The sequence below is a fragment of the Nitratidesulfovibrio vulgaris str. Hildenborough genome (genome assembly GCF_000195755.1).
GTDB classification, from domain to species: Bacteria; Desulfobacterota; Desulfovibrionia; order Desulfovibrionales; family Desulfovibrionaceae; genus Nitratidesulfovibrio; species Nitratidesulfovibrio vulgaris.
Window position 1 is genome coordinate 2184925 of record NC_002937.3, and the last position, 26722, is coordinate 2211646.

Consider the following 26722-nt stretch of genomic DNA (forward strand, 5'->3'; position numbering starts at 1 on the left):
CAGGTGTGTCGCCCCTGCGGCCGCACTCCGGACAGTGGCGACCCCACGCTCATGCGGCAACCACCTGCCACGACAGAAGTTCGCGCGGGAAGCAGGCACAGGGGACACAACCGAAGCACGTGCCACATGGAGATGCCACCATGTCACAGCCCCCTTACCGGTCATTCACAAGGGCACAAACCGCTACAGGCGGGCATCCCCTCCCTGCATCGGGAGACTGACGCAGCACCTGACGCCCCCCCATGCGCAATGATGCACTCTCCCATCATACCGAAGTGGTTGCCGACTTGTGCACTATTGAAGCATGATGCAACCGACCGACTCGACTCATGCCGCGAACTTCCATGCTTATTCCGCGACGCTGGCGACGACAGGCAGTATTGAACCGCACCCGGACACAGGATAGACACCATGAGACTCTCCGATGTCGATCTTGTCGAACTTCTTGAACGTCCTGGCAACAGATCATTCTCCTCCATATTCTCTTCACGCATCGTGATGCGCGGGCAATCCGTCTTTCGGCCCGACATGGAAGACGACATGATCCTCATTGTGCGTAGCGGTAGACTACGTGTCTATCTTGCTTACGGCGACAAGGAGTTCAGCCTTGCATTTCTCGGGAAGGGAGACATCTACAGCAGCCACACAGGCGCGTATGTACAGGCGTTGACCGAAAGCGAGATCATGCTTGCCGAAACACATCTCGTACACCGGCATATGGCATCAGTGACTGCAATATCGTCTATCATGGTGCGCATCCTCGGGCAGATGCTACGGTCGAGTTTCTTCCTCATCGAGAGCATGGTCTTCAAGGACAGTAACACCCGTCTGGCAGCGCTCCTTCTTGAACAGGCAGAAGACAGCGACAGGAACAGACAACAACCTGCCGATGACATGTCAGATTTGCCTGACATCCACCTTGAACTCACCATGGAACAACTCGCCGGGCTTGTGGGAACAACCCGGCAGACCGCATCCACCCTGCTCAACGACATGATACGGGCGGGCATCCTGCAACGCAGGGGGCGGGGACACTTTGTGGTACTGGATATGACCCGGCTACGCGAAATAGCCCTTCAATGACTGATTCCATGTGCCATCCAGCGGTGCCCTTTCCATGAGCAAGCCTAGCCTCATAGGCCGTAAGGACGCATGCAGCAGCAAATCATGCTCCTCTTCGGGCTTTGTCGGCTAGCCGACAGACATCGTGCCACCGGCGTACTAACCTGTTGCCACTACCACCCACCCAGCGGGACCGGAGTTTTCCGGAACGATGCAGGGCGCACACGACACAGGCACCTGAGTGCATGCCCCTAAATGCCATAGGCAGTCACCTCACTACCCGCCGGACAAACCGCACGAGGCAAGCCCATGAGTTCTTCCAAGACAATCCGTAGCCGTTCGATTTGGGATGACGCACACGCCATGCTCGAAAAGGCGAAGGCCGAGGGTATCAGCACCGTCTGGGATCGAGCTGCCGAACAGACGCCGGCCTGTAAATTCTGCGAATTGGGCACCACCTGCCGCAACTGCATCATGGGCCCGTGCCGTATCGCCAACCGCAAGGACGGCAAGATGCGCCTTGGCGTGTGCGGTGCCGATGCCGATGTCATCGTGGCGCGCAATTTCGGCCGTTTCATCGCTGGCGGCGCGGCGGGGCACTCCGACCACGGACGCGACCTGATCGAAACGCTCGAAGCCGTAGCCGAGGGCAAGGCTCCCGGCTATACGATCCGCGACGTGGCAAAACTCAGGCGCATCGCGGCCGAACTCGGCGTCGCCGACGCGGCGACACGCCCCGCCCATGACGTGGCCGCCGACCTCGTCACCATCTGCTACAACGACTTCGGCAGCCGCCGTAATGCGCTGGCCTTTCTTGCGCGTGCGCCGCAGGTGCGGCGCGACCTCTGGCAACGCCTTGGCATGACCCCCCGTGGCGTAGACCGCGAGATTGCCGAAATGATGCACCGCACCCATATGGGCTGCGACAACGACCACACAAGCCTGCTCGTCCATGCCGCGCGGACGGCGCTCGCCGATGGATGGGGCGGTTCCATGATCGGCACGGAATTGTCCGACATCCTCTTCGGCACGCCTCGCCCTCGCCAGTCCACAGTCAATCTCGGGGTCTTGCGCAAGGATGCCGTCAACATCCTCGTGCACGGACACAACCCCGTCGTCTCCGAAATGATTCTGGCCGCCACCCGTGAACCGGCCGTAAGGCAGGCGGCACAGGACGCCGGGGCAGCAGACATCAACGTGGCGGGGCTATGCTGCACGGGTAACGAACTGCTCATGCGACAGGGCATTCCCATGGCGGGCAACCACCTCATGACCGAACTCGCCATTGTCACAGGTGCGGCCGATGCCATTGTCGCAGACTATCAGTGTATCATGCCCAGCCTTGTGCAGATTGCCGCGTGCTACCACACCCGCTTCGTGACGACGTCTCCCAAGGGGCGTTTCACGGGGGCCACTCATGTGGAAGTGCACCCGCACAATGCGCAAGAGAGGTGCCGCGAAATCGTGATGCTCGCCATCGATGCCTACACCAGACGAGACCCCGCCCGGGTCGACATCCCGTCGCAACCCGTGTCCATCATGTCCGGGTTCTCCAACGAGGCCATCCTCGAGGCCCTTGGCGGCACTCCCAAGCCCCTCATCGACGCTGTTGTGGCAGGGCAGATACGGGGATTTGTGGGCATCGTGGGCTGCAACAACCCAAAGATACGTCAGGATTCAGCCAATGTGACGCTCACGCGGGAACTGATACGCCGCGACATCATGGTGCTTGCCACAGGATGCGTCACGACGGCTGCTGGCAAGGCCGGACTGCTGGTCCCGGAAGCCGCATCGAAAGCCGGCGAGGGGCTTGCCGCCGTGTGCCGCAGTCTTGGCGTGCCTCCCGTGCTGCACATGGGCAGCTGCGTGGACAACTCCCGCATCCTCCAGTTGTGCGCCCTGCTGGCAACCACGCTGGGCGTTGACATAAGCGACCTGCCCGTGGGGGCCTCGTCGCCCGAGTGGTATTCCGAGAAGGCAGCGGCCATTGCCATGTACGCCGTGGCAAGCGGCATTCCCACGCATCTTGGTCTTCCCCCCAACATCCTCGGCAGCGAGAACGTCACCGCCATGGCCCTGCATGGCCTACAGGATGTGGTAGGCGCGGCCTTCATGGTTGAACCGGACCCCGTCAAGGCCGCGGACATGCTCGAGGCGCATATCGTGGCACGCCGCGCAAGGCTTGGTCTCACATCCTAGCCGTTTCAGACTTCCGGACATGAACGCCGGGGGGCGTCTGCCACACGCCCTCCCGCCCTCTTACGACCACGCAGGAGCACACTCATGAAACTGGCATTTGCGGGCAAGGGCGGCGCAGGCAAGACGACGCTCACCGCATGGACAGCAGACTATCTGGCCCGCCATGGGCACAACGTATGGCTCATCGATGCCGACACTGCTCTTTCGCTGGGCCGTGCCTCGGGCCTTGCCCGCACCGACCTGCCCGCCCCGCTCATCAATCGGCACGACATTATCATGGAACGCATCAGCAGCGGGCTCATCAACCTCACCCCCGACGTGGAGGACCTGCCGGAGGCACTCTCTGTCGCCGTACCACTGGGGGGGCCGACAGTCACAGGAGTCGCTGCTGGGCGTAAACGTCTACTCGTCATGGGCTCCATAACCCACGCCGGCGGGGGGTGCGCATGCGAAGCCAACGCCCTGCTCAAGGCATTATTGGCCCACCTTGTCTATGACCGTGATGAATGGGTGCTGGTCGACCTTGAAGCGGGTGTGGAACACCTCGGACGCGGCACAGTTGCCATGGTCGACGCGCTTGTGGTCGTCAGTGAACCCAGCCTGCGCAGCCTCGAGACCGCATCAGAAATCTCGCAACTGGCAACAGGTCTGGGGTTGCCTCGTCAGGTACTGGCCCTGAACAGGCATTCCTGTTCAGGCATGAGGAACAGGCCGTTGGCATCGTCCGATGCCACGGACGGGAAGGCATTGCACACCCTCGCCCCCGCCCTTGCGTTACCGGAAAGACGGGTTGCCATCCCCACGCTGGCGGGCCTTCAGGAACGCATGCTTGAGCACGCCCATGTCACCGGCCTTCCGGAATCCGCCATGGTAGACGAGTTTGTGACAATGCTGCTGCAACAGGTCATGGAAAGCGCACATACAAAACAGTCTCTTGCACCTTCTCGTGGCGTCTGTTGTGCATGACCATCCAATGCCAGACGGGATGAGATAGACATCGTCCCGTCTCCTCGTCACATCGATACGAACAGAAAAGGGCGCAGCCTGTGCCGCGCCCGTCCTTTTCAAGAGCCTGTCGTCATCTTCGAAGCGTTCTTCTGCCGCCGTCAGCGTACGACCAGCACCGAACATGTCGCGTGTGTGACGATCTTCGTGGCGACGCTGCCAAGCAGGAAGCGCTCTATGGCACCTCGACCACGCGAACCGACCACGATGAGGTCGACCCCCTTGTCCTTGGCGAAGTCGATGACAGCGCCAGCCGCAGAATGCGACTTGAGCAGTTCACCATGGGCGACGACGCCCTTTCCCTTGGCATAGGCGACGGCCTTGTCGACGATTTCATGGGCCATGGTCGTGAACTTGTCCTCGATGTCCACACCCACGGCGAACTCCGCATACTCGTAAAGCTGCTCGTTCACACTGACGATGAACAACTCGGCCTTCTCACTGAGGGCCTTGGCGACGGCACACTCAAGGGCCTTCTGGGAATAACCGGACTGGTCAATGGCTACCAGAATCTTCATGGTACTCCTCCTTGGCGTCTCGCACTCAAGCGGTTCACAAGCATTGCCCCGCCCTGCCCGTTACGGGTGGGTGGCAGTCCCCGGACGGATGAGGCGTTACGACGCCTCGATGCGGAGCAACCGGGCCGACACGGTTCCGGCTATCTTGAAGTTAATGTCCGCTGACAGTTTGAGCAAGAGGAACGTGTATATTCTCATGCCACTCGGAAGAAACGCAATCCATGGTCAATAATCCTTCTTCCACATCACTCCGATATCACTCGAAGTCGATGAAGCCCGGCCTTCAAGGTTGACCCGCGGCAGCAGTTCGACCTCGACCCGCACCCCGAACGACCCGGCTTCCGCCCCCTGTTCGACGCCCACATACACGTTGTCCATGAGGTACTTGCCAGCCTCGACCGAAGGGCCTTCCGGCACTGCGGGAGTCTGGGCCTGACGCGCCGGAGATGAAAGCGCCCTGTCCCCGGCGGGTGTGATGCGGGCGGTGTCCTGCGTGCCGCGCCCGTCTCCGAGACGCAGCACATCGATGCCGAGCGTCTCCTGCACGGTGGCAAGCGGGTCGATGCCCGCCTTGCCCACGCCCGCCAGCATTCTCATGGCATTGGCGGCCTGCAACGCCTCGAAGCGGCTCAGTTCGGTCGCCGACTTGTCGAAAAGCACATGTGCCATCACTTCATCCTGCGGCAACGACGGACGGCTGTCGAAGGTGAGCGTCGGCTTCGAGGCCCGCCCTCCGACACGTATGAAGGCTGTCACGGTACTGCCCGCGTGTGAAAGCTCAAGGTCGAGGACAGGGTCGGGCGGCACGGCACCCGCGAAGGTGATTGCCCCCTTGGTGAAGACGAACGGCTTGCCGAGCAACGAGAAACGGCCCCGCACCGGTGACAGGCTTCCGCGTAGCGTGGGTTTCGCCGCCGTTCCCGACACATGCAAGCGCCCCTGCCACTCGCTGTCCAGCCCCCTGCCCCGCACGAACAGCCTGTTTGGAGCACGAACCGCAATGTCCAGCAGCAACGACGCTGCATCCGGCAAGGCAACGCCAGACACTCTCCCGGCGGCGATGGCCCCTTTTTCATGCACGTTCAACGTCCGCACCGTGGAACCGAGGCCGTTCACCAGTTCAAGTGTAGCCCCTTCGAGCACAAGGTCGGCATGTAGCGAAGGTGCGCGCAAGGGGCCAGTGAGTTCGACCGGGCCGGAGAGTGTGACGTCGAGGTCGTCACGCCTGAAAGGGCGCAGACCTGCCATGGCCCCGCGAAGCACGATGTAGGGGCCGGGGATGGCAGCGCGTAACTGTCCTGTTCCCGATGTGGGGCCTGCATGGTTGCCCATACCCTGTACCGCCCCGACAGAAGGCGTGGCGCCGCGCACTGAAGAGGCTAGAGGCGCAGCAACGACGCGGTCATCTTCGCCAGTGGGGAACAACGCCGACATGCCGCCGATGGCACGCGGCGACGCCCCATCCGCCAACGAGGTACCACCCTGTGCAGCCCCTGCCATGAAACCGAACCCGCCGCCCGCAAGCAGTGCCCCGTTAAGAACGACACGCCCGCCCTTGCCGTCTGCCGCGGCGAGGCGGCACACCAGCCCGTTACCCGCATCGTGCCGCAGTTCACCCGTAATATCCGTGAGCAGTATGCCCTGCACGAGGTCCTCGTACCGACCGCCACAGAGGAACCCGCGCACAGCCAGTTGCGGTGCTTCCACCGTACCCGTCACATCGACGGCGACATCGGCGCGTCCGGCAAGGCGTCTGTCCGGCAAGGGCACGAAGCGCCAGAACGGCGCCACATCACCGCGCAGCCTGACTCGGGCCGAAACCGGCGACGCCTCCCGCAATGCCGGGGTGCCTGATGCGAGGCCTTGCACGGGCAAGGAGATGTCAGCCCGTGCCGCCTCTAGTCCCTCCAGGCCGACTTCCAAAGCTGCGGTGAGCCTGCCATGCTTCGCATCCTCCGGGGCAAGTCGCCCGGTCAGCAGCAGGCTGGCGGTAGAGGGCCGGGTGCCATCCCGGCGTACAGCATCACCGGAGAGGTGAAGATTGCCGGTCTCGAACCGGAAGGCACCTTCCGTCCTGCCCTCCACCGTGCTCACGCGGGCCTCGCCCGAGACCTCTCCCGCCACAGGCACTGTATCGACCACGAGGCGGGCCAACGATACCGGGACATCATGCAGACGCAGCGAGGCCTCCGTCCCTGAACGCAGGTCGAAGGTCAGTTGCGCGCGCCCCTGCGGTTCGAACGCCATATCTGCGGCATCAAGACGCGGCCCACCTGCGAGGGACAACCGGGCGGGGCCGGTGAGACGCACTCCGGCACCGGCTGAAGGACGGCGCACCGCAAGGCGTTGCACCTGCACTTCAGCCCGTTGCATGAGAAGGCTGCCCGCCACGTCGGTCACAAGGTCGCCCCGCGTATGCAGGTCGAACCGGGCATCGCGGGCATCACCTTCGAGAGTCGCCCCGGCGGTGAGCCACGAGATGCCCCGCATCTCACCACCGGCAGTGGTCAACTTCAAAGAATAGCTTGCGGTTTGCAGCGCCGTGGCAAGGCTGTCGGCATACCCGGCGGCATCAAGACGCACATGGCTGGCGGAAACCGCCCCCATGTCCATCTCCGCTGCCGAGAAGACCGCCGACACAGCCTGACCGCCCCGACGTGCAGAAGTCTTGCTGACTCGAGAGGGCTGCACCTTCTCGCCGGAGAAACGCATGTGCAGTTGCGCATCTCGCCCGCTGAGGGGAAGCCCGGCGAACGCGGCGAGGGGCTTCCAGTCCATGACGACAGCTTCGAAGCCACCCGACAGGAGGCCGTCACCCGACGGCGTAACGTCACCTGGCGTTCCCTCCGCCCTAGCCCTCGAACCTTTGCCAGCCACGCCGCCCGTGCCCCCTCCCGTCCCATGTGGGGCAAAAGCCAGCGCGCCAGAGACATCCACACCAAGAAGGGTTCCACGCAATGCATCCAGCCTGAAGCCCGACGCGCCCGCCCCATCAAGGCCCCACGTGGCGGTCACCCCCATGGGCGCTTGCCATGCCTCACGTGCACTCAACGCGACGTTTCCCGACACGGAAATCCCTGCCGGGTGTCCGCGCGGTTTGTCAGCCGGACGGCGAGAAGCATGAACGCGAGAAAGCCCCGAAGCACTCTCCCCGCGCAGGGAGGCGTCACGGACAGAGTCACGCGACACGACACCTGCCACATGCAGGACAGGGGCGACGATGTCGCCTCCCTTCGCCACAAGACGCGGCGACGACGCCTCCAGCGTGAACGCCGGGGATGTGGCGTCACCAGTGATACCCACGGCAACATGCATCGGCCCGCGCAAGGCTGCCGTGCCGGACGGCGCGGGTGACAAGACCGATATGTCAGTCAGTGCGAGGCTTGCCATGGCATTCAGCGTCTTGGCGCCTTCCCCCATGGTGTCGTGAGCAGAAGGTCTTCTCGCATCGGCTGGACGTGGCGCCTCCCGCGCACCATAGCGGAGGGACGCCGTGCCGCGTAGCCCTGCCCCCGCGAGAGTGCTCACATCGAGTTCAATGGTGTCGCCGACCACTTCGCATGTCCCCGCCACCGCCGGAGACCGTCCCAGAAGACCCGCCAGCATGGGTGACCGCCAGCGCAGACCTTCGCCCGTGATACGCCATGCCGCCTTCACACCCGCATGGACGTCGCCCCCCATGCCGTCAGACGCATCGGGCGTAGCAGCCCCTGCCCCCGATGCCACGTCACTGCGGGGCACCATTCCGGCTGATGTACCGGGCAGGGGTACGGGAACGCCATCGACCGGCATTGGCCCGTCAGCCCTGTCAGGCGACTCCATGCCTGCGGATTGGCGGTCTTCAGCCTCGCGCTCGTCCTGCCCTCCCTGACCGACAGGAATGGCCCCGACAGTCCGGCGGGCGCTTCCGCGCTCGATGTCGACAGTTGCCCTGATACGCCCGTGGGCACCTGCCACTGCGGCAAGCCATCCCCCCTCCGCCAGTTCGAATCCCACGTCGCCCTGTACCCGACTCCCGCGCCCCGCCGCTTGTCCCTGACCTTGCCCGTTTGCATGCAGGGACGCTCCATCCGTCTCAAGGCGCAGGTCGTCCAGCAGCACGTCCATTCCCTCGCGCCGCATGGACAGCCCATAGGAAACGGGCAAATCCGCCTGCCGCCCCGGCAGACCTCCAACCTCTGCGCGACCGGATACACCGAGCAGTGCACCCTGCGCCGTTGCTGAACCTTGGGCGTCGCCCTCAAGGACGAGACGGCCGAAAGGCAGGGATACGAGCGGGGCAAGGCGTGCGCCATCGGCAAGCTGCGCCGCATACTGCAACGAAAAACCCGAGCCGCCCGCGCGATTCTCGAGCATGATGTTCTCTGCCGTAAACTGCCAGTGCTGCGAAGACGCCCTCACGGAACCGCCGGAGACGACAGGCTTCGATACGGCATCACGCACGGTGGCACTCCAGCCCACGTCCACACGTTCGCCGAGAAGGGCTCGCCACGTTTGCGGTGTCGCCGTACCGGGAACCAGCGACGCCGTCCCGGTCACCCCGACTCCTGCCAGTGCTGCCCCCGAGGATGGCACCCGACTACCCTTCGCGTCTGTGTGAGCATCCGCGCCATGCCTCTCACCTGTTAATGCGACCTCCCCCTCGAACACGAGCACATCGCCAAGGTCAGCCCTTGCCGTCGCCCGCCAGTCAGCCGCTGTCCCGTCACCCGAGAGAGAGAGGGATATCCCGCCCTGCCCGGAGAGAATCTCGCGCGGAAGCCACGGCATGAGAACGCCCGCAAGGCTGCCGGACGACGCAGCAGCATTGACCGCTGCCGCTGAATCCCCCCCCGCACCCGGTATATGGCCGCCCCCCACCGTCAGACGTGCGTCGACCCACGACCGCCCGCCGGAAGCCCCGGCGCGAAGTCGTGCGACGCAGGCGTCACGCGCATCGGTGCCCCCTTCAGGAGTCTCGACCCGCACAGTGGCGTCAGCCCGCACATCCGCGTGCCCCGGTCGCATCGTGACCGCGCCGGAAAAGGCCACCCCGAGCGGCGTACCTGCGAACGCGCCGCCCAGATGCCCATCCGTCATCTCGACACTGCCGATGTGCAACGCGGGCAGGGTAGACAGCGAAGGACGCACAGCACCTGCCGCATCGTCCGTGACGGGCTTGTCTTCACCATGTTCCACGACAGGCGCCCGGTACAGCCGGGGCCCGCTCAACTCCAGCGCATCGATGGAGACCTCGCCCGACAGCAGGGCCACGGGTCGCCAGCGCAAGGCCACCGTGTCCGCCGTCGCCCATTCGCCCGAGGCGTCGCCAAGGCGCACCCCCTCCAGCGTGAGCACACCGGGCAACGGCCCGGACAGCCGGTCGTAGGAAAGGGCCACGCCAGAACGGGATGCCGCCAGCACCAAAGCCCGCCCGACGAGGGATTCCCCTGCCGGGGTTCGCAACACCAGCAGAAGGGCGAGAAGAAGACCCGTCACACCCGCCGCGCACCATACCGCGACACGTCGTGCGCGAGATGCATACAGCCGGGGAAGCAGGCGACCACCAAGGGCCTTGAGGGAATCAGGCCAACGCATCAGAAACTCTGCCCTATGCTGAAGTAGAACTGGAGAGGCGCGTCATCTTCTCGCGGATTGACAGGTGTCGCCACATCGAACCGCAACGGGCCGATGGCCGTATAGTACCGCAGCCCGACACCGGCACCGAAGCGCATCCCGTCTCCGAAACGCGGCATGGACTCCTCGTAGACGTTGCCCCCATCGACGAACGTCACGAGACCGAGTGTCTCGGTGATGCGCGTTCGCGCCTCAAGCCCGACCTCGCCAAACGAACCGCCGCCAAGCGGCACGTCGCCATCGCGCGGGCCCAGCGACTGGTAGGCGTAGCCGCGTACGGAACCGCCACCACCGGAATAGAACCTGAACGACGCCGGGATGTCGGCGGGCGACTCTCCATGCAACGCCCCCGCCGCCGCCCGCAGCGCCAGCACGGTACGCCCTCCCGGCAACGCCGTGTAGGCGCTGGCGTCCAGACGGCTTCGCACCATCGACCGCCACTCGTGATACACCCCGGTATACGGCGTCGTCGAAAGGGCCGCCCGGACACCCTCATGGGGGTCGAGAAGGTTGTCGGTACCGTCGTACCTGATGGTGAGCGGTACGCCCCACATCGAATAGGAACGCTCCGGTCCCTGATGGTCGTTGATGGAACCGCCCTCGGTCGTACCGCCCGCGCTGGCCCACAGGTGCCGTGAGATGCGACGCTCGACACTGGCGGACACCGCCCCCGCGCGCTGGTCGTAGGCGTCGGAGTTCTCGTTACGTGCCCACGCATCGGCGATGAAATCCTGGTCGGGGCGCAGCAGGAACGGCTTGCGGAACGAGGCCACGACCTCCTGCCGCCGTTCCCACACGGGCAGTTCAAGGCGCAACCGCTCGCCTCCGCCCCACAGGTTGCGATGCTCCCAGAAGGCGAGCACACCCGGCCCCAAGGCCGAATCGTATCGTAGCCCACCACCGAAGCTGCGGGGCGGGCCGTAGGTCAGGCGCGCCATCACGGGCCGACATCCGGTGGCGTCGTCATGGTCGGCGGGAACGACCTCCATGCCGCTGAACAGCCCTGTGCCGCGCAACGACTCCCTGAAACGCTCGACAAGGCGCTCATCCCACGGCTGCCCCGGTCGCCATCCGACGTACGTCGCCACATAGTCACGTGACACGTCGTCCGCGCCTTCCACATCCAGCCCGCCCATGAGCACATAGGGGCCGGGGTCGACGGTCACGGTGGCATGAAGGGTGTGCGCAGCGTGGTCGACCTCGAATCGGGTGCCCGTGACCACTGCGAAGGGATGCCCCCGTTCATGCAGAAAGACCGGAATCCGCGCCACGGCGTCGAGGATGTCGTCCGCCCGCGCGGGGGCGCCCCCGGCGACCCCGGCGTCGGACAGTGCACGAGGGAACCCTTCGGGAACAGGGGCGGAATCGGCATCGGCCGTAGGTACGGCGATTCCGGCGGGGCGACCTTTCATGCCACCCTCTTCCGGCGTTCCGTGTGCGAACGATGGAGAGGGAACATCATCGCCCGCCCCTGCGCTGTCTGCTGCCTGACCTGTCGCGCTTGTCTGGTCTGATGCACTTGTCTGGTCTGGCGCGTCAGCCGGCCCCACCATGCCTACCACGCCCGTCATGCCCGCCTTGTCGTCTGCCACCTCTGAATGTCCTGCCCCCGCACGGTAGACCACCCGCGAGTCCGCCACCGTGTACAGCGGCCCCGGAAAGAGCGTGAGCGTAACCCGCAAGGGTGATGAGGCTGCATCAAGCCGCCCCTCTACGCGACCGGCGTAGAAGCCACGGGAATGCAGCACGTTGCGCGCTTCATCCTCGTCAGACCGAAGGCGGCGTTCGACACCGGTGACGCTGTCGGGGGCTTGGTCGGCGAGGCGTTCCAGAAGGCTCACCCCGCGTACGGCATCCAGCAGTGCGGAGCGTTCCTCGGTGGAGACTGACGACGCACCTGCATCGTCAGCGATGGAGAAGGTCACCTCGTAGGGCACGGGGCGCGCGTCATGCGAGGTGTCTTGCTTCGCAGTCGGCGCACCCGCGCAAAGGTCGGCGGGTACCTGCGGCGGTGTCAGGCCTTCGGGCAAGATGTGCTGCGTAAGCGATGTGGCGTTTCCGGATGCGGAAGGAAGCTGCATGTCCGTATGGTGCGCGGCGTTCGTGTCTGGGGCGTCACCCGGCCCCCGGTCATGGGCACTGCCTTGCCCTGCCTGCGGTGGTGGCACCACCGTAGGGAAAGGGTCACTTCCCCCACCGTCGGACACAGGGCGGGTGCGCCCGGAACAACCGGACAAGACCAGCACGAGGACAAGACACGAAAGAAGGGCACGCATCTGCATGGTGCGCACGATAACGCCCTCCGCCCTCTTTTGCCAACTGACAGCTTGTGCGCTGGCAATCCACGCAGGAGGGGGCAAGACAGACGGGCGCGGCGGGACGCGGGCACTCTCCGTCCTATGGCTGACGCCTGAAAGGCATGGGAAGGCGTTCCCCCGTCAGACTTCGCGCATGTAACGATGCTGCGAGGCCTGACGGGGGTTGTCGCCGCCATCAAGGGCCGGATGATGCGCTCTTCTTCGCCAGCCCCTGCGGAACAGGGCCAATGACGACGACGTCACGCGGTCAGACGAGTGCCAGCAACTGGTTCCAAACTCCGTTGAACCGTTGCCTCCACTCGCCGGAATCCTGTTCCGGCAATGTCCTGCCTTCCAGCTGTGCCTGTACGAACAAGGGAGAGAAGCCGAAGCGGCCCACCAGAGGCAGGTCGTGTGTGGTGCAATAGCCGATGATGCGCTCTGCCATGCCGGGGTGGATGTCGGCCTTGTTGAGCAGTACCGCCATGCGCACATCGAAGTGACGGGCGAGGGCATGGACACGCTCAAGGTCGTGCAAGGCCGAAACGGTGGGTTCGGTGACAGCAAGCGCGGCATCCGCCCCGGCAAGCGAGGCGATGACCGGACAACCGACACCGGGCGAACCGTCGATGAGCACGACAGACGCGTCGCGTGCCTCGGCAAGTTCGCGGGCACGGGTGCGTACGGTGCTCACCAGCTTGCCCGAATTCTCTTCACCGATGCCGAGCGCGGCATGTACCATGGGCCCGAAGCGCGTGTCGGAGACGTACCATTCACCGCAACGCCTGTCGCTCAGGCGCGCAGCCCCTGTAGGACAGACATGGGCGCATACGCCGCAGCCTTCGCAATGCTCCGGTGCCACCTGTGGTGCATAGCCCTGCGGAATGGCCCCGTACCGACAATGTGTGGTGCACAGCCCGCATGAGATACAGGCTTCGGGTTCGATGGAGGCCACGACACCACTGATGAAATCATGGCGTTCGCGTATCTCCGGCGCAAGGACGAGATGAAGGTCGGCGGCGTCCACATCGCAGTCGGCGAGCACCATGTCCTTGCCGACGGCTGCAAGCCCCGCCGTCACGCTGGTCTTGCCCGTGCCGCCCTTGCCGCTGATGACGACGAACTGTTTCATGACCTTATCCCCTTTTCCAGAAGCCTTGCGCCAAGGTCGCGGTAGGCGGCTTCAAGGTCGTGCGAGGCATCCAGCAACAAGCCGCCACCCGCATTACGCGAAGCAGCCTCGAGGCTGAACGGCAGTCTGCCCAGTACGTCGATGCCTTCTGAGGCGGCCCATGTTGCGACCCGGTCGTCACCCATGCCGAAACGGTTGATGACGATACCGTGCGGCAATCCGAGATGGCACACCAACCCGACAGCCAGTCTGAGGTCGTGCAGCCCGAAGGCGGTGGACTCGGCCACCAGCACCACGAAGTCCGCCTCGTCCAGCGCGTTGATGGTGGCACAGGCCGTTCCGGGCGGGCAGTCCCACAGGGTGACGCCATACCCTGCATGGCTGGTGGCATTGGCGTCTTCAGCTGTGCGTTTCACGGCCTTGATGAGCGGTGTCGCCATGGCCTCGCCCACGCGCAACACCCCGTCGCGGAACGCCATGTGGCAGGTTTCGCCATGGACATGGCAACTCGCCACGCCCTGCCGCACCTCACCCACCGGACGGCTTGCCGTGCCTACCACGCCTGCCGGGCAGACGAGTTCACAGAGTCCACACCCGTGGCAGAGTTCGGCGAAGACCAGCAGTTCACCACCCAGCATGGCCAGTGCCTTGAAACGGCACGCCTCGACACAGCGACGGCAACTCTCACCGAGGCACCTGTCGGGGTCGATGGCGGGCACGGGCACACCGCAGAGGCTACGAACCTGCCAACGCGCATCCACGAACAGATGCGCGTTGGGCTCCTCGACATCACAGTCCACCAGCGTCACGGGAAGGCCCTGCATCGCATACGATGCCGCAAGGTTCACAGCCACGGTGGTCTTGCCCGTGCCGCCCTTGCCGCTGGCTACGGCAATATTCATGCGTTCTCCCTGTCCATGTGTCAGTTGCGTTCGGGGGCGGCGTCAGTCGGCGCATCGGCAAGGGCCGGAGAGTCTCCGGTGAAGCGTCCCCGCCGTCCGAACCCTTGCCCGTTGCCACGGCCATTGCCACGCCCCTGCCCAGTGGGCACACGACCGGCGCGCATACGGCCACAGCCCGTGCCACGTCCGAAGCCGCCACGGTCGCCCGCACCGGGAGACATCACGACATCGAGAGGTGCCCCGCGTTCAGACATGACGACGTTTTCTTCCGTCTGCGGTGTCAGTGTCGCCCCCTGTCCGGCAGCACGGCCCGCGCCTCTACCTGCACCGAATTGGGTACCTAACTGGGCACCAAGCCCGACACCGCGGCAGAGACCACGACGACGACCGGCCCCTCTGCCAACACCTGTACCCGCACCGGCTTCGGCACCGGCAGGGCCTAGACCTGTCTGCCCCGGACGCTGCCCCGGACGCTGCCCGACAGGGCATTCTTCATAGGTCCCGAACGGCCCGGTTCCATCTCCGTATGGCATATGTGCTCCTTCCGCCGCGTATGCAGCGTTTGCCACGGACGAAGCACGTTCCGTTCCACGACTCCAATACATCGTAATCAAACATCTTTTCCCAACACACATGCACGCCCAAGAAAAATAGGGCGCAAAATGCGCCCACATGATAGAGACTTTCACACGGAGGATCATATGGCCCTGCCCCGAGACATCCCCTGCGAAACCATCATGGAAAGTGTCGCCGACGGCGTGTTCACGGTCGACCTCGACTGGCGCATCACCTCGTTCAACCGTGCCGCTGCCGCCATCACGGGAGTCCCCGCCGAAGAGGCACTGGGCCGACGCTGCCGAGACGTGTTCCACTCCAGCGTGTGCGACGGCGCATGTGTCCTGCGCGCCTGCATGGAACAGGACACCCCCTTCGGCAGCCGCACGGTGTTCATGGTGCGCACCGACGGGACGCGCGTTCCCGTCAGCATCAGTGCCGCACCGCTCAAAGACAGACGCGGCAGGCTCATTGGCGGGGTCGAGACGTTCCGCGACCTCACCGCGCTGCACCTCATGCGGCGTGAACTCGAAGGGCAACGCACCGTAGAGGACATCGTCACCCGCAGCCACGCGATGACGCGCCTTCTCGACCTCCTTCCGCAGATAGCCGCCAGCGACGCACCGGTGCTCATTCTCGGCGAATCCGGCACGGGCAAGGAACTCTTCGCCCGTGCGCTGCACAACCTCAGCCCCCGCGCCGCGAAGCCGTTCGTGGGCGTCAACTGCGGGGCGCTGCCTGAGAACCTGCTGGAATCGGAACTGTTCGGCTACAAGGCCGGGGCATTCACTGACGCACGCCGAGACAAGCCGGGGCGCTTCCACACGGCGGGCGACGGCACCATCTTCCTCGACGAGATTGGCGACATGCCCCTGCCCTTGCAGGTGAAGCTGTTGCGGGTACTTCAGGAGAAGTGCTTCGAACCGCTGGGGGCGGTGAACGCGGAACCCGCGCTGGCGCGTGTCATTGCGGCCACCAACCGCGACCTTGAACGCATGACGGCCGAAGGCACGTTCCGCACCGACCTCTACTATCGGCTGAATGTGGTGCTGTTGCGTCTGCCCCCGCTGCGTGAACGCCCCGAAGACGTGCCCGCGCTCATCGACCACTGCGTCAGGCGGCGCAACCTGCTCACCGGCAAGGACATCGAAGGCGTCTCGGAGGATGTGCTGCACCTCATGCTGCGCTACCCATTTCCGGGCAACGTGCGTGAACTCGACAACATCATCGAATATGCCTTCATCCTGTGCGGGCACGGGTTCATCCAGTTGGAACACCTGCCGGAGTACCTGCTGCACGCAGGGGGCATCGCCACCCCCTCCCTCGCGCCTTCACGTCCGCAGCCCCGCCCAGCCGGGGAGCCCGGAGACGACGGACAGCCCGCCACCCTTGAAGCCATCAAATACCGGGCGGTGGTCGACGCCCTTGCCCGCAACAATGGCAGGCGGATGGCGACCTGCCGCGAACTGGACATCTCCAAGGACACGCTGCGCCGCATCCTGCAACGTGGCGACACGAAATGACGTAGCCGGTCGACGCCATTCCCGGCGCACCCTGCGCGCTAACGCCGCCTCTCAGTCCCGACAGACCTGTCTGCGCACCCCGTGTAGCCAGTCTGACCACACCTCGCCGCGCTGGCCTCCATGCCGGTCTCCAAGACCGTTATCCCCTGCCCGACGCCTTGGCGGCTATCCCTGCCAGCCCGTCTCCCCCTGACATAGGGCGTGTTTTGCGCCCACATGGCCACGACAAGGCGCATTTTACGCCCATCACAAGCTCGACGTTCCACGCAAAAAGCAACAACCAATCAGAATAAAAGCATTTCTTTTCACGGCATCATTCCTGCTTCGGAGTGGTCGGTACCGGAGGTACGCCACGCCATGATCGTCCATGCCTGTCTCGCCAGTTACGAGGGCAGACTCGCCACACTGCTCGAAACAGCATCGGCACTGCATTTCGTCCGTCTTGACGACGCAGGGCCGCACACCCTCCATGTGCGCCCCTTCCGTCCGACGACCCCGATGCACCTCGCCGCGACGCTGCTAGAGGCCGACACACACCTGCTGGTGTGCGGCGGTGTCTGCGGACGTTGGCTGCATACCCTCGAAGCACAGGGCGTGGAGGTCATACCGTGGCTATCCGGCACCGAACAGGAAGTGCTGGCGGCACTTGCGAAGGGCACCGTCGACGAACTGGTCATGCCCGGCTGCATGAGACGCCTTGGAACAACAGGCGGCGTGTGCGCACGCGCCCGCTGCCGTACCAGAAGGGAGCGAAACGGATGCGAATAGTCATCACCGCACAGGGGAATACGCTCGACAGCCCCCTCGACCCGCGCTTCGGACGCGCCCGGTCGTTCATCGTCTGCGACACCGAAACCGGGGCGACGCATGCCGTCGACGTATCCGCCAACATGAACCTCGCACAGGGGGCGGGCATTCAGGCTGCCCAGATGGCTGCGGATGCCGGGGCGGAAGCCGTCATCACCGGGCATGTGGGTCCCAAGGCGTTCACGGCCCTCAACCGGGGGCACATCGCCGTGTACCTGTGCGACCTCGCCACCCCCCGCGAGGCACTTGCCGCCTTCATCGAAGGCAAACTCCGCCCTGCCGACACCGCCGACCGTGAAGGACACTGGTGAGTACCGTGAACGGCGCGAACATACAGAGCGAAGAACAGCATACGGGTGGGTGTTCCGCCGGATGCTCTGGCGGAAGCACGGGTGGAAGCACGGACGGAAGCACTGGCGGAAACACGCAACAGGGGTGCTCGTGCGACACGCACGATGAGCAGCGCGACGGCAGCGTCGCCGCGCAGACCTTTGGCGAAGAGGGTCCCGTCAAGACACTCGGGCGCATCGGCTCGAAGCTTGTCGTCCTCAGTGGCAAAGGCGGCGTGGGCAAGAGCACCGTGGCGGTCAACCTTGCCGTGGGTCTGGCACGGGCAGGTCGCAAGGTCGGTCTGCTCGACGTCGACGTACACGGCCCCAGTGTGCCCCGGCTTCTGGGACTCACGGGAACCCGCCCCATGATCGGCGAAGACGCCATGTACCCCGTTGGCTGGCGCAACAACCTGCGCGTCATGTCGCTTGGCTTCTTCCTGCCCGACCCGGAACAGGCGGTCATCTGGCGCGGCCCGGTCAAGATGGGACTCATTCGCCATTTTCTCACCGAAGTGCGCTGGGGCGACCTCGACCATCTGGTGGTCGACTGCCCGCCCGGAACGGGTGACGAACCGCTTTCCGTCCTGCAACTGCTCGGAACCGATGCACAGGCCGTCATCGTCACCACCCCGCAGGGCGTGGCCGTCGATGACGTGCGCCGTTCGGTGGGCTTCTGCCGTGAACTGGGCAACCCCATCCTCGGCATCGTCGAGAACATGGGCGGCTACGTCTGCCCCAAATGCGGCGAACTCACACCGCTGTTCCCCGCCGGTGGCGGTGAGGCACTGGCAGCCGAACAGGGCGTGACCTTCCTCGGACGCATCCCGCTGCACCCCGACCTCACCAGCGCAGGTGACGCGGGCCGCAGCCTCTACGAGGCCGATGCCGCCCACCCCATCGTTCGCGCGCTGGCACCCATCGTCGAACGCGCCGCCGCCACCCTGCACGCAAGCGACATCAGGCACGAAAGCACGACCGGACCACAATCCGAAGCGGCCCCCGGAACGGGCAAGACCGCCGCGACCATGCCCACGGCCCCCACCCGCAACGAATCATGCGCCCCCGCAACGAACCATCCCGATACCAACGGAGACACGACCATGAAGATAGCCATTCCCGTCGCCGGTGACGTACTCTGCCAGCATTTCGGCCATTGTGAACGCTTCGCGCTCATCGATGTCGACCCCGCCACCGGTTCCGTCACCGGGCGTAACGACGTCACCCCGCCCCCGCACGAACCGGGGCTGCTGCCCGTGTGGCTGTCTGAGAAGGGTGCCAACCTCGTCATCGCAGGCGGCATGGGTGCCCGTGCCCGCGCACTCCTCGAAGAACGTGGCGTGAAGGTGCTCATCGGCGCACCTGCCGCTGCCCCCGAAGCCATCGTCGCAGCACATATGGCCGGAACCCTCACCCTTGGTGCCAACACCTGCGACCATTGATCAGGACGAGAGGCCCTTCAAGCTTGCCGGTTCCCTCCGGTGACGCACGCCGGGATGCCGACGCCACCGCATGACGTCGGAACGCACGGCCCGGAGTGCCCTTGTGCCCTGTCCGGCATGGGTAACGACAACCGCCGCCGGATGAGAGGAGCGGCGGTTCCCATGCAGCATGAAGCCCCCCCGGTTGCGGTCCGGGGGGGCTTTTCATGGCACATGGGTGTCCAGCCATGTGCCTGTGCTACGCCGTCGGGAGCGGCGAGCCCTTATCGAAAGGGTCTACCCGTGGAACGGAGCATCCGTCCATCTGTGGCCTCCCTCCCTCGAGACGGAGGCCACAGGACGAAATGCCTATCTGGCGGGCAACATCCACGGGATGACATACGCCTGCAAGGTCACCAGCACGCAGATGACCAGCGTCATGGCGATGCTGTGCTTGAGCGCGAAGCGGAACAGGGCACCCTCCTGACCGACCGTATGTGTCGAGGCCGTGGCCACCGAGATGGACTGCGGCGAGATCATCTTGCCCGTGACGCCGCCCGTGGCGTTGGCTGCCACGGTGAGGTAGGGGTCGACCCCCACGGCACTGGCCGTAGCATGCTGCATGCTGCCGAAGAGGGCGTTCGACGACGTGTTCGAACCGGTGAGGAAGACGCCAAGCCAGCCCATGATGGGGGCGAAGAACGGGAAGAGTGCCCCCGTGTGCGTGAACGCGATGCCCAGCGTGGAGCTCATGCCCGAGTAGTTCATGAGCTGCGCCAGCCCGAGAATCATGACGATGGTCAGAATCGGGAAGCGCAACTGGTAGCAGGTACGGGCAAGGCAGCCGAAGGCGCGCCCATAGCCGTACCCCGGCATGACGGGTACGGAGAGAAGCCCCGCGAAGAGGATGGCTGTGCCACCCGCCGAGATGAGATTGAAGGTGAACTTGGCGGCGTAGGGCGCATCAGCCTTGACGATGGGCGCGGTCTTGGCGATGGCCGCGTGCAAGCCGGGCCACTCGAAGCTCATGATGAAGATGTTGTTGAGGAAGGTCTTCACGCTACCGAGACCCCAGAAGAACACGAAGACGGCGAGAATGGCATAGGGAGCCCACGCCCGCAGCACCTCGCCCGTCGAGTGCCGTGTCTCGCCGGTGGCGGCTTCGGGCTTCTCGTCGGCGAAGTGCCATGTGCGTGCGGGCTTCCAGAAGCGCAGAAGCACCAGCAGGCCCACGATGGTGACGATGGCGGCCATGACGTCCGGCAGGGTCGGCCCGTGCCAGTCGGCGAAGATGAACTGCGTACCGCTGAAGCACACGCTGGCGACGACGATGGCGGGCATGACCTCCATGGTGCGCTTGAAGCCGCACATGACCACCGTCATCCACAACGGAACGATGAGCGAGAACACGGGCAACTGGCGGCCCACATACTGGCTCAGGGTGAGCGTATCGAGCCCGCTGACCTGACTGGCGACGATGACCGGAATACCCAGCGCACCGAATGCCACAGGCGCAGTGTTGGCGATGAGGCAGATGCCGCCCGCATAGACGGGACTGAAGCCCAGCCCCATGAGCATGGCCGCGGTGATGGCGACCGGGGTACCGAAGCCCGCAGTGCCTTCGAGGAAGGCACCGAAGGCGAAGGCGATGAAGAGCGCCTGCAACCTGCGGTCGTCGGTGAGGCGCGCCAGCGAACTCTTGATGATCTCGAACTCGCCCGACTCGACGGTCATGTTGTACAGCCACACCGCCGTCAGCACGATCCAGATGATGGGGAACAGGCCCATGGCCACACCGTAGAGCGTGGCGTTGACAGCCAGACCGGCGGGCATGCCCCACACGGCCACAGTGGCGGCAAAGGCCCCGGCGAGGCCGCATGCCGCCGCCACATGCCCCTTGGCACGCCTCACGGCGAGCATGTAGAACAGGATGGCGAGGGGCAGCATCGCCACCATCGCCGACAGGGTTATGTTCGAGAAGGGATCGTACACCTGTGTCCAGAGCATAGAGGCCTCATGGGTTGCGGATGGATGATGACCGACGTGGAAAAAGCCGACCACGACGCCACGCGGTTGCGGAGTGTTGCCAATGTTGTTAGCGGAGGACGACGAACGTTGTGAAATGAATTGTCGGCATAACCATCATTCCAGATTGGAATACCCATGAACCTGCGTGTGCTCAGATGCTTCGTCGAAGTCGTTCGCAACGGTGGTTTCTCAGCCGCAGCCCGCGTCGTCTGCGCCACACAGTCCACCGTCAGCAAGGCTGTGCGCAGTCTTGAAGACGAATATGGCACTCCGCTTCTCGACCGCAGTAACGGTGTCGCCCTCACGGCGGCGGGTGAGACCGTGTACCGGCGCGCCCTCGCCATACTCGCCGAAAAAGAGGCCCTGGATGCCGAACTCGGGGCACAGCAGTCGCTACAGCACGGGACGCTGCGCTTCGGGGTGCCTCCCGTCGCGTGTGACAGGCTGTTCGCACGCCCCTTGAGCGCCTTTCATGCGCGCTATCCGGGTATCCGCATGGAATTGCACGAAGCCGGATGCTACGCACTGGAAGAGATGGTGCTGCGCGGCGAACTTGAGATGGTTCTCGCCCTGCTGCCCGTGTCGGAGAGGTTCGAAACCGCGCCGCTGTGCGACGAACCCCTCATCGCCGTACTGCCTGAAGGCCACCCGCTGAGCGGTCGGCCCTGTATCCGGCTTGAAGACCTCGATGGCAGTCCGTTCATCCAGTTCGAACAGGGGTTCGCCCTCAACCCGCGTATCCGGGACGCCTGCCTGCGTCGCGGCGTCAGCCTGCGCGAGACCTTGTGCAGTTCACAGATGGCGTTCATAATCAGCCTTGTAGCCGCAGGGCTAGGGGTAGCGCTCATCCCGCGGCTGATGCTCGCGGAGGGGACGCCCGCCGGAGTGGTCACAGCGCATCTCGACGCGGACGACCTCCGGTGGCAGGGGGCGCTCGCATGGCGCAAGGGGCACGCGCTCTCGCCGCCTGCCAGGGCATGGCTGGACATCATGGCAGAGATGCCGCCCCGGCTTTCGCCCGACATGGGCCAGACGTGACCGTCTGTGCCCTGTCCCCCCGAGCATGCCCTTGCTGCCTGCCCCGCACGATGACCTGCCGCCCAGCCAGCAGTGAGGCAAGGTACCGAGTCTGCACCGGCGCAACTGCCCGCAGCAGGACGACCTGCCGCCGGACTCGCGGAAAACGCACAAAACTCTCCGCACCATGGAGCATCATGATGGAAATCTACGACGTCGACTTCGTGCAAACCCCGAACATGGATGGCAACAAGGGCTCGCTCTTCGTGGATGCCACCCTCGACACGGGCGATGACGCGATGCGCATTCACCGCGGCGTTCCCGAAAGCCTCTACGAAGCATGGGAAAAGGATGGCTTCTCTGTGGCCATGTACCTGCGTGACATCCAGAACGCCTTTCCCTTCACCGAAGAGTCGGATGACGAGGACGACGAATAACGCCTGACCACGCCAGCCCGCCGCAGTGAAAGGCCCGGTTCACCGAAGCCCCGGATGCGGGGGGATGCACGGCTGACACCCGGCGCGGCAGGGGGCGACCCTGCCTGCGGGCCTTTCCGCATGCCATGCCGTTTGAGCCCCTACCGGTGTACCAAACGTCGCACAAGGTACGACCGTCCCGCTGCCGTCAGCCTCTGCCCCCTGAAGCTGAAGCCCGGCATCCGGCAAATTCGCAAAGGGTCTTCAGAGCACAAAAGGGCCGCCCGTTCACACGGGCGGCCCTTTGCACATCTGACACGTCTTCGCGAATGCTAGTGCGAACGCAACGCGAAGTTGAAGATGAAGGCGATGGCGATGAGCCACATCACCGGGCTCACCTCGCGGGCACGGCCCGAACACGTCTTGACGAAGGCATAGCTGATGAAGCCGAAACCGAAGCCGCTGGCGATGCTGAAGGTAAGCGGCATCATGACGATGGTCATGAACGCGGGAAACGCCTCGGTGAAGTCGGTGAAGTCCACATGCCGCACTTCCATCATCATGAGTGCACCGACGATGACCAGCGCGGGCGCCGTGGCGAAGGCGGGCACAAGGCCCACCAGCGGGGCGAAGACGAGTGCGAACATGAACAGTATCGCCGTCACCACGGCGGCGAGACCCGTACGGGCACCTTCGGCGATGCCCGCCGCACTCTCGACATAGCTGGTGACAGTCGAAGTGCCGAGAAAGCTGCTGAGAACCGTTCCCACGGAGTCGGTCACCAGTGCCTTGTCGAGGTTGGGGATGTGCCCCTTGTCATCCATCAGTCCGGCCTTGCGGCTGAGTCCGATGAGCGTACCCATGTTGTCGAACAGGTCGACGATGGTGAACGTGAAGAGAATGGAGAACAGCCCGTACTTGATGGCACCCATGATGTCGAGTTGCATCAGGGTGGGGGTGAGGCTGGGCAGGTTGAAACTCATGACCGAATCCATGCCCGTGGGCATGGGCACGGCACCCACGGCCATGCCAAGGCCCGTGGTGACGAGGATGCCGATGAGAATGGCGCCACGCACGTTGCGCGCCATGAGTACCGCCGTGAGGATGAGGCCGGTGCAGGCGAGCAGGGGTTCAGCCTTGGCGAGGTTGCCCGTGGTCACGAAGGTGGCGGGGTTGGACACCACGATACCCGCGCTCTTGAGGCCGATGAAGGCGATGAAGAGGCCGATGCCCACCACGATGGAACACTTGAGGTTCATGGGCACGGCGTCGATGATGATCTGCCGCACCCGCGTGACCGTCAGCAGCAGGAATATCACGCCGGAGATGAACACCGCCCCGAGTGCGACCTGCCACGGGAGTCCCAGTACGCCGCACACATAATAGGCGAAAAAGGCGTTGAGCCCCATGCCGGGGGCCACAGCCACAGGGAAGTTGGCCCACAGGCCCATGAGCAGGGTCGTCGCCGTGGCGGCCCATATGGTGGAGGCAATGGCTGCCTCCTTGGGGATGCCGGCATCGGCGAGGATGCTCGGATTGACGAAGATGATATAGGAGACGGCGACGAACGTGGTAATGCCGCCGAGGATTTCTGTCCGTACCGTAGACCCTTTCTCGCGTATCCTGAACAACCGTTCGAGAACGCCCGCTGCACCTGCCATCACGTCTGCTCCTTGATTGATTCGCGAAAGACGCCACACCCGTGCAGCGCCACCCTGACGTTCCAGCGGCGCGGGGTAGCCCTCCCCTGCCGCGGACACGTCCGCCTACACTGCATCTGCCATGATGACAAGACGCAAACGGGCCATGTCCCCGTGAACGGCTACGTCTTTGGCGTGCCCTTTCAGCAGGCCCGTCTGCACACCAGGGTCACAGGTATCGTGAAGCGCCCCGCCAGCCACATCATGCAGTCTACGGGCAGACACGCCGGAAAACCCGTGCTTCCGTTTCATCATGCCGAAAGCACCGGACATCAGGGGGGGCAAACAGGGTGCTCAACGTCACAACCGATTGCCCCAAGTACCCATCGATGCACCATTATTTTCATCCCGCGGCCCGCCCCACCACCGGTCACGGCCGACACGTGCCCCCCCGTCGTCGCAAGCCGTCACATTCCGTCTGATTTCCGGCTGTTGACCGCAAAGATGCATGTTCTCATGGACGTCCATCGAAGCCGGGGCTAGGCTTTCTGAAGATGGCATGAGGGTCAAACCAGCTGCTATCCACCCTGAAACATTGTCTGCTCGCCCGTTTCGGTCTACACATGCCCCTCTATCCAGCCACAAGAGAGGAACGATGAAAGGGCATATCCTGCTTATCGAAGACGACACAGCCTTTCAGGGTATGCTCCGTGAAGCCCTCGAAGAACGCGGCTACCGCGTCACCGCCGTCAACCGCGCCGAAGACGGGGTGCGCATCGTGCGTAGCGGAGACTTCGACCTTGTGCTCACCGACGTGATGCTGCCCGGCATATCGGGTGTCGAGGCCATCCCCCGCCTGCGTGAAGCCGCCCCCGGGACGGACATCGTCGTGATGACCGCGTTCTCCACACGTGAACTCGCGCTGGAGGCGGTCAAGCTGGGGGCCTACGACTTCTTCTCGAAGCCTTTCAGTCTCAAGGAACTGGACATCGTCATACGCCGCGCCATGGAGAAGCGGCGTATGCAGGGTGAAATCGTGGCGCTTCGAGAGACACTGCGCCGCGACACGCCCACCAGTCGCATCGTGGGCGAAAGCCGCGCCATGCGCGACGTGAAGGCGCTTCTCGAACGCATCGCCCCGCTGGAGAGCACCGTTCTCATCATGGGAGAATCGGGTACCGGAAAGGAACTCATCGCCGATACCATCCGCGCCCTCTCGCCCCGCGCCGCCAATCCTTTCGTCAAGGTCAACTGCGCCGCCATCCCTGAACACCTGTTCGAGAACGAACTTTTCGGCCACGAGAAGGGGGCGTTCACGGGGGCTGCCACTGCCATGCCGGGCAAATTCGAGCAGGCGCAGGGCGGCATGATCATGCTCGACGAAATCGGCGACATGCCCCTCGCCATCCAGCCGAAGCTTCTGCGCGTCGTCGAGCAGAAACAGGTCGAACGCCTCGGCGGACGCGCCCCTGTGCCGCTCGACGTGCGCATCATCGCCGCCACCAACCAGAATCTTGCTGAACGGGTACGCGAGAAGGCCTTCCGCGAAGACCTGTACTACCGCCTCAGCGTAGCTGTGGTTCTCATTCCCCCGCTACGCGACCGCAAGGACGACATCCCGCTGCTGGCCCAGTATTTCGTGAACAAGCTGGAAGGTACGCTGGGCCTTCCGGTGCATGGACTCTCTCCCGACGCCATCGCCGTACTCATGGACCATGACTGGCCGGGCAACGTCCGCCAGCTTGCCAACGTACTCGAACGCGCAGCCATCGCAGCCGACGGGCTCATCTGCGCCCGCGATGTCATGGCGGCCATTGGCACGGCGCGCGGTTCGAACGTCGACAAGGCGACACTGTCCGGCATGGACCTCAAGACGACCCTTCGCATGGTCGAACGCAACCTGATTCTCGACGCGTTGCGCCGCTGCCACGGGCGGCAGACCGAAGCCGCCGTGCTGCTTGGGCTGACCCCCAAGAACCTGTGGGCCAAACTCCGCAAGCACGGCATCCGTGCGGGCACGGAAGACCTGCTCCAACAAACGTAGAGTCCCGCGCAAGCCCCCCATACGCCAACCGTTGTCAGGCCGCCGGGTCGGGGGGAGGCTTTCCGGGGGCGCCCTTCTCCGGCATCCCTCCAACCATCAGGCTACGCTACGCCCGGTGACCGCCTCCGCGTCGAGGAACAGTGAGGCTCGCGCACCGGGCCACTCTACAAATCATAGATGCCCATCGCCCTGTCACGCCTCATCTTTCAGC

The 26722-nt window shown here is 64.4% G+C and carries 18 protein-coding genes; 10 read left to right on the forward strand and 8 right to left on the reverse strand.

Features of this window, described 5'->3' with window-relative positions; all coding sequences use genetic code 11:
• Positions 1–411 precede the first annotated feature (411 nt).
• The 3 genes from DVU_RS09890 (at position 412) to DVU_RS09900 (ending at position 4227) form a co-directional block, all read left to right on the forward strand.
• A complete protein-coding gene (locus DVU_RS09890; protein ID WP_010939374.1) occupies positions 412–1083 on the forward strand; it encodes a Crp/Fnr family transcriptional regulator in 672 nt (223 codons plus the stop codon).
• Between the two features lie 288 nt (positions 1084–1371).
• Positions 1372–3261 (forward strand): anaerobic carbon-monoxide dehydrogenase catalytic subunit, encoded by a 1890-nt coding sequence (gene cooS, locus DVU_RS09895; RefSeq protein ID WP_010939375.1) that lies wholly within the window; start codon positions 1372–1374, stop codon positions 3259–3261.
• 84 nt (positions 3262–3345) lie between these two features.
• Entirely contained in the window at positions 3346–4227 is an 882-nt protein-coding gene (locus DVU_RS09900; protein ID WP_010939376.1) for an ATP-binding protein, read from the forward strand.
• Positions 4228–4367: 140 nt separating this feature from the next.
• Here the strand turns inward: DVU_RS09900 and DVU_RS09905 are convergent, their stop codons facing one another.
• From DVU_RS09905 to DVU_RS09930, 6 genes are all read right to left on the reverse strand, one after another.
• Entirely contained in the window at positions 4368–4784 is a 417-nt protein-coding gene (locus DVU_RS09905; protein ID WP_010939377.1) for a universal stress protein, read from the reverse strand.
• A gap of 225 nt (positions 4785–5009) precedes the next feature.
• Entirely contained in the window at positions 5010–10361 is a 5352-nt protein-coding gene (locus DVU_RS09910) for a translocation/assembly module TamB (RefSeq protein ID WP_010939378.1), read from the reverse strand.
• Positions 10361–12481, reverse strand: coding sequence for an autotransporter assembly complex protein TamA (locus DVU_RS09915; RefSeq protein WP_223295093.1), 2121 nt, complete (start codon positions 12479–12481; stop codon positions 10361–10363). Before DVU_RS09915 ends, DVU_RS09910 begins: the two co-directional genes overlap by 1 nt.
• 484 nt (positions 12482–12965) lie before the next feature.
• Positions 12966–13829 carry an ATP-binding protein gene (locus tag DVU_RS09920; protein WP_010939380.1) on the reverse strand — a complete coding sequence of 288 codons (864 nt, stop codon included), beginning with the start codon at positions 13827–13829 and terminating at the stop codon, positions 12966–12968.
• A complete protein-coding gene (locus tag DVU_RS09925; RefSeq protein WP_010939381.1) occupies positions 13826–14731 on the reverse strand; it encodes a nucleotide-binding protein in 906 nt (301 codons plus the stop codon). The genes DVU_RS09920 and DVU_RS09925 overlap by 4 nt, the downstream gene beginning before the upstream one ends.
• A 20-nt stretch (positions 14732–14751) precedes the next feature.
• Complete coding sequence (locus DVU_RS09930; protein WP_010939382.1) at positions 14752–15264, reverse strand: hypothetical protein; 513 nt, start codon at positions 15262–15264, stop codon at positions 14752–14754.
• 168 nt (positions 15265–15432) lie between these two features.
• Between DVU_RS09930 and orpR the strand changes: the two genes are divergently transcribed.
• The 4 genes from orpR to DVU_RS09950 all read left to right on the forward strand — a co-directional run bounded on the left by orpR (position 15433) and on the right by DVU_RS09950 (position 19387).
• On the forward strand, positions 15433–16809 hold the full coding sequence (gene orpR / locus DVU_RS09935) for a sigma 54-interacting transcriptional regulator OrpR (RefSeq protein ID WP_010939383.1): 1377 nt from the start codon (positions 15433–15435) through the stop codon (positions 16807–16809).
• Between the two features lie 357 nt (positions 16810–17166).
• A complete protein-coding gene (locus tag DVU_RS09940; protein WP_014524460.1) occupies positions 17167–17577 on the forward strand; it encodes a NifB/NifX family molybdenum-iron cluster-binding protein in 411 nt (136 codons plus the stop codon).
• Complete coding sequence (locus tag DVU_RS09945; RefSeq protein WP_010939385.1) at positions 17568–17927, forward strand: NifB/NifX family molybdenum-iron cluster-binding protein; 360 nt, start codon at positions 17568–17570, stop codon at positions 17925–17927. The genes DVU_RS09940 and DVU_RS09945 overlap by 10 nt, the downstream gene beginning before the upstream one ends.
• Positions 17924–19387 (forward strand): iron-sulfur cluster carrier protein MrpORP, encoded by a 1464-nt coding sequence (locus DVU_RS09950; protein ID WP_010939386.1) that lies wholly within the window; start codon positions 17924–17926, stop codon positions 19385–19387. The genes DVU_RS09945 and DVU_RS09950 overlap by 4 nt, the downstream gene beginning before the upstream one ends.
• 348 nt (positions 19388–19735) lie before the next feature.
• Here the strand turns inward: DVU_RS09950 and DVU_RS09955 are convergent, their stop codons facing one another.
• Positions 19736–21373 (reverse strand): L-lactate permease, encoded by a 1638-nt coding sequence (locus tag DVU_RS09955; RefSeq protein WP_010939387.1) that lies wholly within the window; start codon positions 21371–21373, stop codon positions 19736–19738.
• 156 nt (positions 21374–21529) lie between these two features.
• Between DVU_RS09955 and DVU_RS09960 the strand changes: the two genes are divergently transcribed.
• Complete coding sequence (locus tag DVU_RS09960) at positions 21530–22432, forward strand: LysR family transcriptional regulator (protein ID WP_010939388.1); 903 nt, start codon at positions 21530–21532, stop codon at positions 22430–22432.
• 176 nt (positions 22433–22608) lie between these two features.
• Positions 22609–22848: a hypothetical protein gene (locus DVU_RS09965; protein WP_014524461.1), complete on the forward strand. Its 240-nt coding sequence runs from the start codon at positions 22609–22611 to the stop codon at positions 22846–22848.
• Between the two features lie 311 nt (positions 22849–23159).
• Here the strand turns inward: DVU_RS09965 and DVU_RS09970 are convergent, their stop codons facing one another.
• On the reverse strand, positions 23160–24488 hold the full coding sequence (locus DVU_RS09970) for an NCS2 family permease (RefSeq protein ID WP_011792073.1): 1329 nt from the start codon (positions 24486–24488) through the stop codon (positions 23160–23162).
• A 634-nt stretch (positions 24489–25122) separates the two neighbouring features.
• Here DVU_RS09970 and DVU_RS09975 point away from each other — a divergent pair.
• The gene (locus tag DVU_RS09975; protein ID WP_010939391.1) at positions 25123–26511 is read left to right on the forward strand and encodes a sigma-54-dependent transcriptional regulator; all 1389 of its coding nucleotides are present in this window, start codon (positions 25123–25125) and stop codon (positions 26509–26511) included.
• Positions 26512–26722: the final 211 nt, after the last annotated feature.

What these genes read in the sequence shown, in the direction of transcription:
- DVU_RS09970 (WP_011792073.1), bottom strand. Translation starts at nt 24,488, where the DNA reads ATGGCAGGTGCAGCGGGCGTTCTCGAACGGTTGTTCAGGATACGCGAG.
- DVU_RS09905 (WP_010939377.1), bottom strand. Translation starts at nt 4,784, where the DNA reads ATGAAGATTCTGGTAGCCATTGACCAGTCCGGTTATTCCCAGAAGGCC.
- DVU_RS09910 (WP_010939378.1), bottom strand. Translation starts at nt 10,361, where the DNA reads ATGCGTTGGCCTGATTCCCTCAAGGCCCTTGGTGGTCGCCTGCTTCCC.
- DVU_RS09930 (WP_010939382.1), bottom strand. Translation starts at nt 15,264, where the DNA reads ATGCCATACGGAGATGGAACCGGGCCGTTCGGGACCTATGAAGAATGC.
- DVU_RS09920 (WP_010939380.1), bottom strand. Translation starts at nt 13,829, where the DNA reads ATGAAACAGTTCGTCGTCATCAGCGGCAAGGGCGGCACGGGCAAGACC.
- DVU_RS09890 (WP_010939374.1), top strand. Translation starts at nt 412, where the DNA reads ATGAGACTCTCCGATGTCGATCTTGTCGAACTTCTTGAACGTCCTGGC.
- DVU_RS09945 (WP_010939385.1), top strand. Translation starts at nt 17,568, where the DNA reads ATGCGAATAGTCATCACCGCACAGGGGAATACGCTCGACAGCCCCCTC.
- DVU_RS09900 (WP_010939376.1), top strand. Translation starts at nt 3,346, where the DNA reads ATGAAACTGGCATTTGCGGGCAAGGGCGGCGCAGGCAAGACGACGCTC.
- DVU_RS09925 (WP_010939381.1), bottom strand. Translation starts at nt 14,731, where the DNA reads ATGAATATTGCCGTAGCCAGCGGCAAGGGCGGCACGGGCAAGACCACC.
- DVU_RS09955 (WP_010939387.1), bottom strand. Translation starts at nt 21,373, where the DNA reads ATGCTCTGGACACAGGTGTACGATCCCTTCTCGAACATAACCCTGTCG.
- DVU_RS09965 (WP_014524461.1), top strand. Translation starts at nt 22,609, where the DNA reads ATGATGGAAATCTACGACGTCGACTTCGTGCAAACCCCGAACATGGAT.
- DVU_RS09960 (WP_010939388.1), top strand. Translation starts at nt 21,530, where the DNA reads ATGAACCTGCGTGTGCTCAGATGCTTCGTCGAAGTCGTTCGCAACGGT.
- orpR (WP_010939383.1), top strand. Translation starts at nt 15,433, where the DNA reads ATGGCCCTGCCCCGAGACATCCCCTGCGAAACCATCATGGAAAGTGTC.
- cooS (WP_010939375.1), top strand. Translation starts at nt 1,372, where the DNA reads ATGAGTTCTTCCAAGACAATCCGTAGCCGTTCGATTTGGGATGACGCA.
- DVU_RS09940 (WP_014524460.1), top strand. Translation starts at nt 17,167, where the DNA reads ATGATCGTCCATGCCTGTCTCGCCAGTTACGAGGGCAGACTCGCCACA.
- DVU_RS09915 (WP_223295093.1), bottom strand. Translation starts at nt 12,481, where the DNA reads ATGCAGCTTCCTTCCGCATCCGGAAACGCCACATCGCTTACGCAGCAC.
- DVU_RS09975 (WP_010939391.1), top strand. Translation starts at nt 25,123, where the DNA reads ATGAAAGGGCATATCCTGCTTATCGAAGACGACACAGCCTTTCAGGGT.